Below are 12,086 nucleotides of genomic sequence, written 5' to 3'. Positions count from 1 at the left end.
GCTCAGCCCTTTCGGTTCTTCTTGCCACCGAAGCCGCCGGCGAACGAACGACTTCCCTGTGTCTTCGGCACATCCTTCGCGGGCGTCGGGGGGACAGCGCTGGTTCCGCCGTAATAGTTGCCGTGGCGGCCGGGTTCGTTCTTCGCCGCGCGGATCGCACGTCCGTCCGGACCCGAATTGTCCTCTTCGACAACAACAGCAACCGGGTCGTGGGTGTGGTCCCCCTCGTGACCGTGCCCATGGCCGTGGCCGTGCCCATGGCCGTGGTCCTCGTCGATCACGGCGTTCGGATCGATCAGCCGCGGGATCGCACTGGTTGCCTTGCGCACATCCTTGTCGTACTTGACGACGACGGACACCGTGTCGCTCAGCAACTTGGCCGTCAACTCGCTTGCGCCGAGGACAGCGAGAGTCTTCGCCCAGTCCACGGTTTCGGAGATGCTCGGCGACTTGCGCAGCTCGAGCTCCCGCAATCCGCGCACCACCTGAACGAGCTGGCCGGCCAGAGCCTCCGACAGGCCGGTATCCTTCGAGTTGACGATGTCGAGTTCACGCTCGGCCGTCGGGTAGTCCAGGAAGCTGTGCAGGCAACGGCGTTTCAGCGCAGCGGACAGGTCACGCGTGTTGTTCGACGTCAGAATCACATAGGGCGGGATCTTCGCGGTGAACGTCCCGAGCTCGGGGACGGACACCTGGTTCTCGCCGAGAAGTTCGAGCAACACCGCTTCGAGCGCCTCGTCGGCGCGATCGACCTCGTCGATCAACAGCACGACGGGTTCCTCGGACCGGATGGCCTCGAGTAGCGGACGCGGAGCCAGGAACCGTTCGGAGAAGAAGACACTTTCCTGAGCCGAGATCCGGTCGACCGCCTCGCCGAGAGTTTCCGCATCGGCGACCAGTTGCCCGATCTTCTCCTTCAGCACCTGGGTGTACAGAAGCTGCTTGCCGTAGTCCCACTCGTACAGGGCCTTCGTCTCGTCCTGGCCCTCGTAGCACTGCAGTCGCAACAGTCTTCGTCCGGTCACCTCCGCGAGAGTCTTTGCCAGTTCGGTCTTTCCGACACCGGCAGGACCTTCGAGCAGGACCGGTTTGTCCAGCCTGGACTGCAGGAACACCGTGGTGGCGAGACGGTCGTCGGCGATGTATCCAGCCTCGCCGAAGCGGACGACGACGTCGTCGACGGATTCGAAATCATGCTGTGCCGAAGCATTGATGGGCGTCGGGACTGACACGTGGGTGTTCCTTCCAGAGCAGTGGTACTAGGTTGTGCCGTTCGCGCTCCCGCCCACCGGCGGCATCGAAAGAAGCCAGGGGCGGGAGCGAAAGGGTCAGCCGATCAGGTCGTCGAGGTCTCCGTGAACGGAGTGTTCGACGACGGGCCGGACCGTCTCGAACGTGCATTCCTTCAGGTTGCCCGGGGTGCAGGCGTCACCGAGAACGTGGTGCGTGATGCGATCGATGTCCGCATCGTCGCCGACGATCTTCGGCGAGTTCTCGTAGAACTTGGTCGGTCCCTTGCCGAGCCGGTTCTTGCTGTAGCTGTTCTGGTCGACGTCGGCGAACTTCTCCGGGATGCCCACGTCACGCAGAAGCTGGATGGCGGCTTCGAGCGCAGCGTGCGAGGCACGCTGATCCGACATTCCATGAGTGTCGATGCCCATGGCGACGGCGATATCGGCGAACTTGCGGTAGTCGGCCGTCATGTTGAACGCCCACACCCGAGGCAACGCGATGGCGTTGTTCAGTCCGTGGTGGGTGTCGTAGAACGCGCTGACTGCGTGGCTGATCGAGTGGATGATTCCGAGGCCACCGGAGTTGAAAGCCTGGGCGGCGATGTACTGCGCGTACATCATGCCTTCGCGACCGGGCAGATCCTCGCCGTTCCACGTTGCGGCACGCAGGTTCTGGACGGTCATCTTGATCGCGTGCAGTGCGTTGCCCTTCGACGGTTCGAAGTTCAGACGCGACACGTACGGTTCGCTCGCATGCGCGAGTACGTCGAATCCACACTGTGCGGTGTAGTCGGTCGGGCACGTGTAGTACAGGACCGGGTCGTCGATCGCGAGGGAGGTCACCGACGCGTCGTCGAAGGCAACGTACTTGTGCGGGTTGTCCGGATCGGTCGTGGTGTCGGTGATCACGTAGGCCCACGAGGTCTCCGAGCCGGTTCCTGCCGTCGTCGACACGGCGATGTGCGGCGGGTTCTTCGGGTTCTCGCTCTTGTTGAAGCCCTCGAACTCGTTGACGCTGCGGCCGTCGTGCGCCACGGAGATGCGGGCACCCTTGCAGGCGTCGTGCGCAGAACCTCCGCCGATGGACACGAAACTGTCACACTTGTTTTCGGTGTACATCGCGACCGAATCCATGACGTTGTAGTCCTTGGGATTGGACTCGACCTTGTCGTAGAGCACGACTTCGAGGCCGTGGTACTTCATCGACTCCACGATCTTGTGCACCGTGTCCGTGCCACGCAGCCCCGTGGTCATCACGAGGGTTTTCTTGAATCCGAGTTTGAGTGCCTCGGGACCGATCATCTCGTGTGCGCCCGGGCCCATCATGGCACGAGGGAACGGGTGGAACTCCTTGATTGGGAACGGTTTGAGCAGTTCGTCGACCTGCATGGCAGTGCATCCTCTCCGCGAAACGGATGTAAGTAAGTCATTCGCGCAACGCGGTGGAACACCCACGATGCTGAAAACGACGCTAGATCCGCGCAGGATGCAATGCGGCCCTTTCGGGCGAGACTGTTCCGTTCGGTCCCAAGTGGGTACCGAAGAGACAGGAGAGCCCCCTACCCGATCGGGTAGGGGGCTCGAAGAGTCTGTGTCGGCGACTGTAGCTACTTGGCCGATTCTGCGGCCCGCAGGTCCTTGCGCAGGATCTTGCCCGCAGCCGACTTCGGGACGGTCTCGATGAACTCGACCTTGCGCACCTTCTTGTGCGGGGACACGCGCTCGGACACGAACGCCATGATTCCGCCCTCGTCGATCGTCGCGTTCGGCTGCAGCACGACGAACGCCTTCGGTACCTCTTCGCCCTCGTCGTCGAGAACGCCGATGACAGCTACGTCGGCGACCTCCGGATGCGTCAACAGCAACGCCTCGAGCTCGGCGGGCGGCACCTGGTAGCCCTTGTACTTGATCAGCTCTTTGAGCCGGTCGACGATGAAGACCACGCCCTCGGCGTCGACGACAGCGATGTCACCGGTGTGCAGGTAGCCGTCGTCGTCGAGCGTGTCCGCCGTGGCGGCGGGATTGTTGAGGTACCCGACCATCACGTTGGGACCCTTGACCCACAGCTCGCCCGGCTTGGACCGGCCCTCGGTGGGAAGCTCGATTTCCTCGCCGCTTGCCGGATCGACCAGCTTGTTGACGGTGTTCGCGAGCGGAAGACCGACCGAGCTGAGCGGCATGTCGTCACGATCGAACGGAATCGCGTGGCTGACCGGACTGAGCTCGCTCATCCCGTAACCCTGACGAATACGGGCGCCGAGTCGCGTCGAAACGGCCTTGCCGAGCTCCTCGTCCAGCGGGGCAGCACCGGAGAAGACTGTGTGCACACTCGAGAGGTCGTACTGGTCGATCAGCGGATGCTTCGCGAGCGCGACAGCCACCGGCGGAGCGATGAAGAGGTACGTCAGCTTGTTGTCCTGGATGATCCGAAGGAACTCCACCAGATCGAACTTCGGCATCGTCACCAACCGGGCGCGCAACTTCAACGCGATGTTGAGCAACACCGTCAAACCGTAGATGTGGAAGAACGGCAGCACTGCGAGGACGGCGTCGTCGGAGTCGATCCCGACACGCGGCTCCATCTGCGCGACGTTGGCGACGAGGTTGCGGTGCGTCAGGATCACGCCCTTCGGGACGCCCGTGGTGCCCGAGGAGTACGGCAGCACCGCGACCTGCGTCGCCGGATCGAACGACACATCAGGGGCCGGGGCGCCCTGAGTGAGCAGGTCCTTCAGACTCGGGTGCCCGTCGGCGCCGTCGAGAACGATGATGTGATCGTCGGCGATCCCCGCCTTCTCCGCCGCCGCCTTGGCCTGCGGGTACAGCGGCGAGACGGTGAAGAGGAACTTCGCGCCCGAACCGGTGAGCTGCTTGGCGATGTCCTCCGCCGTGTACAGAGCATTGATGGTGGTGGCCGTTCCGCCTGCACGCAGGATGCCGTGCAGCACCGACGCGAATGCCGGCACGTTGGGCGAGTGCAGGCCGACGACGTCACCGAGCTCGAGTCCGCGCGCAGCGAGGGCACCGGCGATGCTATCGATCTGCCCGATCAAAGCCTGATACGTGGTGACGGCCCCGGAGGTGCCATCGATCAGCGCAGGCTTTTCCAGATCGGCGTCCGCGATCGATCCGAACAGGTAGTCGTAGACACTCAGATTCGGGATCTCGACGTCGGGAAAGGGACTGTTGAAGCTCATGGCTCTCCTTCGAACAAACAACGGCAATTATGACAAAACACTACAGTGAAGGCCGTCACATCAGACATCTACCTACTCTTCAGTCAGATACTTGCCAGCTGTCAGTTCACTTCGAATCTGGCCCAGAGGGTGGCGCCCGGAGTCTTGTCCGTGCATGCGTGCAGGGCCTGGTCGCCCGGCCGCAATAGCTGTGAGAATCCCAGCTTCGATTCCGTTCCTGTCAAGCCGCTCCGGAGATGCGCACAACTCCCGAGGATTACTTGAAACATCCAGAGAGACAAGTAGTTTCGATTAGGTCAACCAAACGACGACACAGGAGATTTCGATGTTCAACGACTTTTACCACAACTTCGCCCAGCCAATGCAACAGTTCGGGCCGCAGATTCCAGATTGGTTCAACTGGTTCCGCTTCGGTCGCTGATTCAACTCGAAGGCCGAGCGCTGTCAGCCCCGTCTCTCCCCAGGAGGCGGGGCTGACGGCTGTCAGGATTTCGAATACGGTTTCCCTGCCGCTGCAGGCCCCCGAACGTGCCCGACGAGTCCCGCGACCGCGAAGATCGTCACGACGTACGGAAGCATCAACATGAACTCGCTCGGTACCGGGGATCCGATGATTCCGAGCACATTCTGGAGGTTCGACGCGAAGCCGAACAGCAACGCGGCCAACGTCGCCCGGATCGGATCCCACCGCCCGAAGATGACCGCCGCAAGTGCGATGTAGCCCGCGCCCGCCGTCATCTCCTTGCCGAACGCCCCGACGGATCCGAGCGTGAAGTAGGCACCGCCGAGTCCAGCGATGGCACCGGCCAGACACACGTTCCAGAACCTCGTCCGTGCCACGTTGATACCGACGGTGTCCGCTGCCTGTGGGTGCTCACCGACCGAGCGAAGCCGTAGGCCCCACTTCGTGTGGAACAACCCGAACCACACCATGGCCACGACGACATACATCAGGTAGACGATCAGAGTCTGGCGAAACAGCACCGGTCCGACCACCGGGATCTGGGACAGGAACGGAATCTCGATGCGCGCGAACCGTGGTGGCGCGTTCAACGTTTCCGTGTTCTTCGTCAGGACGACCGAATACAGGAAACTCGTCAGGCCGACGACCAGGACGTTGAGGACGACGCCGACGATGACTTGATTGACGAAGTACTTGATCGAGAACATCGCGAGCAGTGATGCCGTCAATGCTCCGGCGATCAACGCTGCAAGCAGCGCAACGTAGGTCGACCCCGTCACCGAGGCCACGACCGCGCTGACGAACGCACCGGACAGCAACTGCCCTTCGATGGCGATGTTGATTACTCCGACGCGCTCGGAGATGACGCCGCCCATCGCACCGAAGATGAGCGGCGTACTCAGGGCGACGGCTCCGATCAACAGGCCCGGCACGGGCACCGTCGCACCGACCGCGGCCCACGTCAGAAAGCCCAGAACGAACACCACGGCATAGACGCCGAGCAGCCACAGTGGAGTTGCTGCCCCTCGCGCCACATTCCACGCAGCGAACCCAGTGATCAGCGCCAGCACCACGAACAGCACGACGCCCGTAGCTGCTGCCGGCACCCCGACCGCGGGGAGTTGAAAGAAGTCGTTCTCGCTGGCAAGTGCAAACGTCGTGGTACCCGACTTCGCTCGAAGAACGAACAACACCAATGCCAGGAGGGTCGCGACGGCCAGCACACCGGGCACTTTCCAGTTCTTCGCCGGCGCGAGGATCTCCCGCTTATCGTCGACGACGGTCACAGCGCACCCACTTTCGCCGTGTCCGCGCGGGCCGCGATCTCAGCGCCCGGCGGAGGTAACCGGAACACTGCACGGACGAGCGGCGGTGCAGCGATGAACAGCACGATGACGGACTGCACGACGAGCACGATGTCGATCGGAATACCCTCCGCAGCCTGCATCGCGAATCCGCCTGCCTTGAAGCCGCCGAACAGAATTCCCGCGAAGAACACACCCCACGGCTTCGACCGCCCCAGCAACGCGACGGTGATGGCGTCGAAACCGATGCCGGCGTCGATGTCCGCGCCGAACCCGGTGGTGACGGTTCCGAGCACCTGCGTCACGCCCGCGAGCCCGACGAGCGCCCCGGACAGCACCATCGCATACAGGTACATGCGGTTGACGTTGATTCCGGCGATCTTCGACGCGTGCGGGTTCTCGCCGACGGCTCGGAAGCGGAAGCCGAGCGACGACCGCTCCAGCAGCCACCACACCGCTACCGTCACGATCACCACGAGCACGAACCCGAGATGCAGGGCATATCGATCACCGAACAGCGTGGGGAACACCGCAGTCGATTCCATGGCCGCGGTCTTCGGGTTGTTCTGACCCGGTGCCTGCAGAGCGCCGGGCGTCCTCAGCAGATAGGCGACAAGGTAGAACGCGACGTAGTTCAGCATGATCGTGACGATCACTTCGTGAGCGCCGGTGCGTGCCTTGAGAACTCCGGCGATCCCACCCCACACCGCGCCGCCCAGAACTCCGGCGAGTACGGCGAGGATCAAGTGCAGTCCGGCGGGCAGCTGAAGGGAGAAGCCGACCCAGCCCGCGCATGCGGCCGCGATCAGCATTTGTCCGCGTCCACCGATGTTGAACATTCCGACCCGGAAGGCAAGTGCAACACCGAGACCCGCGACGATCAACGGCGTCGCGAACGTGAGCGTTTCCAACAGCGGTTTGATGCCGTTCTCGAATCCCGGACGCCGGAAGTTGTACACCGCACCCTGGAACAACGAGGAATACGCTCCCGAGACCGCGTCCCAGACCGCGACCAGCATGTCCGACGGTCGGGAGAAGAAGTAGCCCGCAGCTTCCTGAACCTGCTCGTCGGTGACAGCGATCAGCACTGCTCCGACAACCACGGCCATGAACACTGCCAGCACCGAAATGATTGCGCTGCCGGTGAATATCTGTCGCAGAATCACATGTGCGCGCGACGGCTGCGTATCTTGCGCGTCAGGCATGCTCTCCACCCATCATCAATCCCAGTACCTCGCGGGACGTGTCGGCCGGCACGATGCCGACGATCGTTCCGCGATACATGACGGCTATTCGGTCCGCGAGGGCAGCAACCTCGTCGAGCTCACTGGAAACGACGATCACCGGGATTCCCGAGTCTCTGGTCGCGACGATTCGTTTGTGCACGAACTCGATCGAGCCGACATCGATTCCGCGTGTCGGCTGCGAGGCGACGAACAGTCGAAGCTCACGGCTCAATTCGCGCGCAAGGACGACCTTCTGTTGGTTTCCGCCGGACAAGCGTCCGACTGCGGTGTCGATGCCGGGAGTCCGGACGTCGAACTCCTGGATCTTCTCGGCAGCGAACGCGTCCAGATAGTCGCGGCGGATCGCGCCGCGACGGACGAACGGCTCGCCCGTCGACCTGTCCAGCATCAGGTTCTCTGCAATCGAGAATTCGCCGACCAGACCGTGGACCGTGCGGTCCTCGGGCACGAATCCGACTCCGGCGGCCAACACGTCGTGGACCGAGGAGCCGACCAGAGAACGGCCGTCGAGAAGGATCTCTCCGCTGATCCGGTCGCGAGCGCCGAGAAGTGCCTCGACGAACTCACTCTGCCCGTTGCCCTGAACCCCGGCTACCGCCAGGATCTCACCCGCGTGGACTTCGAGGCTGACGTCGTCGACGACCGCGTGGCCGTCCCCGTCGAAGACCGTCAGATTCTTGACCACCAGCGCCGCCTCACCTGGCTGCGCAGGTTCCTTCGTCACCGTCAGCTGAACGTCGCGGCCGACCATCATCGCGGCGAGTTCCGCGTTGGTCGCCGTCGGCTCGGCCTGGCCGACGACCTTGCCGAGCCGGATCACGGTGATACGGTCGGCGACCTCTCGCACCTCACGCAGCTTGTGCGTGATGAACACGATCGTGGTTCCCGACTCGGCGAGTTCGCGCATGATGCGCATGAGCTCGTCGGTTTCCTGCGGGGTGAGCACCGCCGTCGGCTCGTCGAAGACCAGCACTGTGGCATCGCGGCTGAGCGCCTTGATGATTTCGACGCGTTGCTGCACTCCGACGGGCAGCTCGTCGACCTTGGCGTCGGGGTCGAGGTCGAAACCGAAGCGCGCCGATATCTCGCGCACCAGCTTTCGAGCAGCATCGAGGTCAAGGCGCCCACCGCTTTTGGTGGTCTCGTGGCCGAGAATGATGTTCTCGGCCACCGTGAACACCGGGATCAGCATGAAGTGCTGGTGCACCATGCCGATCCCGGCGGCCATAGCTTCACCCGGTCCGGCGAATTCCTGCACGACTCCGTCGAGCAGAATCTTGCCCTCCTCGGCCCGATACAGGCCGCTGAGCACGTTCATCAGTGTCGACTTGCCTGCACCGTTCTCACCGAGAAGGCAATGGATTTCGCCCGTTTCGACGACAAGGTCGATGGAGTCGTTGGCGACAAGAGATCCGAACCGCTTCGTTATGCCCTGCAGTTCCAGCTTCATGGCAGTTCGACGTTCATGTCCTCTTACTGTGCGTCGGGACTACTTCGGAGAGGAGGGCGACTCGACGGTGATCGAACCGTCGATGATGCCCGCCTCGATTGTGTCCAGCTCGCCTTGCAACGCGGGATCGACCTGCGACTCGTAGTCGTGGAACGGCGCGATACCGACACCACCGTTCTCGAGCGTTCCGACATACGGCGTGGTGTCGAACGATCCTTCACCCGACGTCGCAACGATCTCGTCGACACTGGTCTCGAGGCCCTTCGTCACCGACGTGAGCATCAGGTCGCTGACGGACGGATCCGACTCGAAGACATCGGCGTCGGCGCCGATGAGCGCGATGGGTCGTGACGCGTCACGAATGGCCTGCGCGGCGCTCTGGTAGATCGGTCCGCCGACGGGGAAGATCACGTCCGCGTTCTGGTCGATGAGACCCTGAGCGGTGTTCTTCGCGACGGCGTTCGCCTCGAATCCCCCGGTGAACGAACCGTTCTGCGCGGCAACGTCCCAGCCGATGACCCGGACGTTGCCGTTCTTCTGTTCATTGAAGTAGTTGACGCCGTCGGCGAACCCGTCCATGAAGATGGTGACGGTGGGCAGCTGGGAGCCACCGAACGTTCCGACGACACCGGTCTTCGAGTAACTCGCAGCGGCGTAACCGGCGAGGAAGGCGGACTGCGCCGCGTCGTAAGTGAGCGGTTTGACGTTCGGCAGGTCGATGCTCGAGTCGTCGATGATGGCGAAGTCGATGTCGGTGTTCGCTTCGGCAGCGGACTCCGTGGCGTCCGCGAGGTCGAAGCCGACGGTCAGGATCAGCGAGCAACCCTGGTCGATCAGGTTGGAAATGTTGGGGTTGTAGTCCGTCGGGGATGCCGATTCGACGGTGATGGGCTCGACGCCGAGGGTCTCGGACGCCCCGGTCAGGCCCTCGAAGCTGAGCTGGTTGAAGGACTTGTCGTCGAAACCTCCTGCGTCGGACACCATGCAGGGCTTGAAGTCACCCGAAGCACTACCCCCGGAGTCCGATCCGTCGTCTTCGGGCGCGGAGCCACATCCTGCGACGAGTGCGACAGCGCCGAGCGACGCGACGCCGCCGAATGCCAGTCTCCGAGTGCGTGAGCGGATGACGACGGTCAAGACTTCCTCCATTTGGTTCGCTGCCCGGTTCGCTCGTCTCATGAACAAGCGTCGAAGTACCTGGCAAGTTTGTCTGATTCGCAGACGCTACCCGCCACGCGGGGTGCCCGCATGATTTCGCGAGTCACTCGCGCCTCTCGTGAGGTGAGGGTGCTGAGCAGCGTGGAGACAGCCGCAACCGAAACCCCCTGCAGTAGTGGGAGTTGCGAGCCGAAGGGCAGGACCTACACCTGCTGGTTTTCCACCAGGTGCTCGAAGGCTTTGAGGTTGGCGAGGGATTCACCGCGCGACACCCGCCACGCCCATTCGCGCTTGATCGACTCGGCGAAACCGAGTTCGAGCAGCACGTTGAAGTCTCCGTCGGCAGCTTCGAGAACCTGACCCAGAATGCGGTCGATCTCGTCGCCGGTGACCGCGTGCAACGACAACCGGCCGACCAGGTACACGTCGCCCACTTTGTCGATCGTGTAGTGCACCCCGTACAGCCGGCGGTTCCGTCGCAGCAGGTATTTGTAAACGCCCTCGAAGTTCTCGTCGGGCTTACGGCATACGAACGCCTCGATCCGAACCCCGTGATGCCCGACGGTCAGCATCGTCGTTGTCTTGAGCTTGCGCTCACCCGGCAGCTCGACGACGAAGGAATTTTCTCCCTTGCGCTGATACTCGAGTTCGCGCTCCTTCAGAATCGAGTCGATGAGGGTGATCGTGTCGCTCATGCCGTGACTCCTGCCCGTCGTAGCTTCGACAGTCCGCGGGTCCGCCGCGGCGAGAACTCGCTGGGAGCCTCGTGTCGATCGAAATGGAACTGTGCTGCGCGGTAGCTCCCCAGTAGCCCCTCGGCCGTGTGCTCCCAGGAGAAGTCCGCAGCGTGAATCGGGGCTCTCGACGCCATGGCCGCCAACGCATCTCGATCGGTGACCATGTTTGCGAGCGCGGTCGCCCAATCGGCGGTTCGGTGCCCTTGCACCAGCACCCCGGTCTCGCCAGAGCGCACTGCCACACCAAGACCACCGACGTCGGCCGCGATCACCGGCGTCCCGCTCGCCTGCGCCTCGATCGCGACCAGACCGAAGGACTCGTTGTAGCTCGGCACGGCGACGACGTCCGCGGCGCGGTAGATCTGTACCAGCCTCTCCGACGGTTGTGGCGGCAGGAACGTCACGCGAGCCGAGATGCCGAGAACCTCGGCAAGGTCGATCAGGCTGTCCGGACGATCGAGCCCACTGCCGGAAGGCCCACCGACGACGAGTATCCGCAGCGGAAGACTCGGGTCGCGTGCTACCACTTCCGCTGCTGCACGCAGCAGCACATCCGGCGCCTTCAACGGCTGGATCCTGCCTACGAAGGCGACGACGGTCTCTCGCGGATCGATGCCGAATTCGGCGCGGGCGGCACTCTTGTCACCGGGCCGGTATCGAGTCAGATCCGCGCCCGGAGCGACGACGTCGATCGATTCGGGAGTGGCGCCATAGATCTCGATGAGTTGTTTGGCCTCTTCGGAGGTGTTGGCGATGAGACGGTCGGCCTCGGCCACGACTTGTTGTTCACCGATCTGTCGCGCCACGGGCTCCGGGGAGTCGCCTGCCGCCAGCGACGCGTTCTTCACCGCAGCCAACGTGTGTGCGGTGTGCACGAGCGGCACGCCCCATCGGTCGCGAGCCAGCCATCCGACCTGTCCCGACAGCCAGTAGTGCGAATGAACCAGGTCGTAGTATCCGGCGTCGTGACGCGCTTCCTCGCGGAGCACCCCGGCCGCGAACGCGCACAGCTGCGTCGGGAGATCCTGCTTGTCGAGGCCCTCGAACGGTCCCGCGACGATGTTGCGCACCCAGACACCGGGAGCCGCCTCGCTGAGCGGTTCGTCGGAGGAGGACGTCGCGCGGGTGAAGATCTCGACCTCCACGCCCCGCTTCGCCAGTTCCTTGGCGCTCTGCAACACGTACACGTTCATGCCGCCGGCATCGCCTACTCCGGGCTGCGCCAGCGGGGAGGTATGCAACGACAGGACCGCAACCCGGTTCAACTGACGACCACTCACCGCTCCACTTTGCACTCC

The 12,086-nt window shown here is 63.3% G+C and carries 9 protein-coding genes; all 9 read right to left on the bottom strand.

Annotation, left to right across the window (positions count from 1 at the left end; translation table 11 throughout):
- Positions 1 to 2: 2 nt before the first annotated feature.
- Entirely contained in the window at positions 3 to 1,232 is a 1,230-nt protein-coding gene (locus ACODSO_RS05680; RefSeq protein WP_489035703.1) for an AAA family ATPase, read from the bottom strand.
- A 96-nt stretch (positions 1,233 to 1,328) separates the two neighbouring features.
- Positions 1,329 to 2,621, bottom strand: coding sequence for an NDMA-dependent methanol dehydrogenase (mdo, locus tag ACODSO_RS05675; protein ID WP_489035701.1), 1,293 nt, complete (start codon positions 2,619 to 2,621; stop codon positions 1,329 to 1,331).
- A 218-nt stretch (positions 2,622 to 2,839) separates the two neighbouring features.
- Positions 2,840 to 4,429 carry an AMP-binding protein gene (locus ACODSO_RS05670; RefSeq protein WP_489035699.1) on the bottom strand — a complete coding sequence of 530 codons (1,590 nt, stop codon included), beginning with the start codon at positions 4,427 to 4,429 and terminating at the stop codon, positions 2,840 to 2,842.
- A gap of 483 nt (positions 4,430 to 4,912) precedes the next feature.
- Positions 4,913 to 6,178, bottom strand: coding sequence for an ABC transporter permease (locus tag ACODSO_RS05665; protein ID WP_489035697.1), 1,266 nt, complete (start codon positions 6,176 to 6,178; stop codon positions 4,913 to 4,915).
- Positions 6,175 to 7,401: an ABC transporter permease gene (locus ACODSO_RS05660; protein WP_489035696.1), complete on the bottom strand. Its 1,227-nt coding sequence runs from the start codon at positions 7,399 to 7,401 to the stop codon at positions 6,175 to 6,177. The genes ACODSO_RS05665 and ACODSO_RS05660 overlap by 4 nt, the downstream gene beginning before the upstream one ends.
- The gene (locus ACODSO_RS05655) at positions 7,394 to 8,893 is read right to left on the bottom strand and encodes an ABC transporter ATP-binding protein (protein WP_489035695.1); all 1,500 of its coding nucleotides are present in this window, start codon (positions 8,891 to 8,893) and stop codon (positions 7,394 to 7,396) included. Before ACODSO_RS05655 ends, ACODSO_RS05660 begins: the two co-directional genes overlap by 8 nt.
- Positions 8,894 to 8,932: 39 nt before the next feature.
- Entirely contained in the window at positions 8,933 to 10,030 is a 1,098-nt protein-coding gene (locus tag ACODSO_RS05650) for a BMP family lipoprotein (RefSeq protein ID WP_489035693.1), read from the bottom strand.
- Between the two features lie 224 nt (positions 10,031 to 10,254).
- Complete coding sequence (locus ACODSO_RS05645) at positions 10,255 to 10,746, bottom strand: type III secretion system chaperone family protein (protein WP_489035691.1); 492 nt, start codon at positions 10,744 to 10,746, stop codon at positions 10,255 to 10,257.
- Positions 10,743 to 12,068 carry a D-inositol-3-phosphate glycosyltransferase gene (mshA, locus tag ACODSO_RS05640; protein ID WP_489035690.1) on the bottom strand — a complete coding sequence of 442 codons (1,326 nt, stop codon included), beginning with the start codon at positions 12,066 to 12,068 and terminating at the stop codon, positions 10,743 to 10,745. The genes ACODSO_RS05645 and mshA overlap by 4 nt, the downstream gene beginning before the upstream one ends.
- Positions 12,069 to 12,086 lie beyond the last annotated feature (18 nt).

The organism is Rhodococcus sp. FG69 (genome assembly GCF_057808915.1).
The sequence above is the reverse complement of the archived record's forward strand: the minus strand, read 5'-3'. Positions and strand labels throughout refer to the sequence as shown.

What these genes read in the sequence shown, in the direction of transcription:
- mdo (WP_489035701.1), bottom strand. Translation starts at nt 2,621, where the DNA reads ATGCAGGTCGACGAACTGCTCAAACCGTTCCCAATCAAGGAGTTCCAC.
- ACODSO_RS05670 (WP_489035699.1), bottom strand. Translation starts at nt 4,429, where the DNA reads ATGAGCTTCAACAGTCCCTTTCCCGACGTCGAGATCCCGAATCTGAGT.
- ACODSO_RS05660 (WP_489035696.1), bottom strand. Translation starts at nt 7,401, where the DNA reads ATGCCTGACGCGCAAGATACGCAGCCGTCGCGCGCACATGTGATTCTG.
- ACODSO_RS05655 (WP_489035695.1), bottom strand. Translation starts at nt 8,893, where the DNA reads ATGAAGCTGGAACTGCAGGGCATAACGAAGCGGTTCGGATCTCTTGTC.
- ACODSO_RS05645 (WP_489035691.1), bottom strand. Translation starts at nt 10,746, where the DNA reads ATGAGCGACACGATCACCCTCATCGACTCGATTCTGAAGGAGCGCGAA.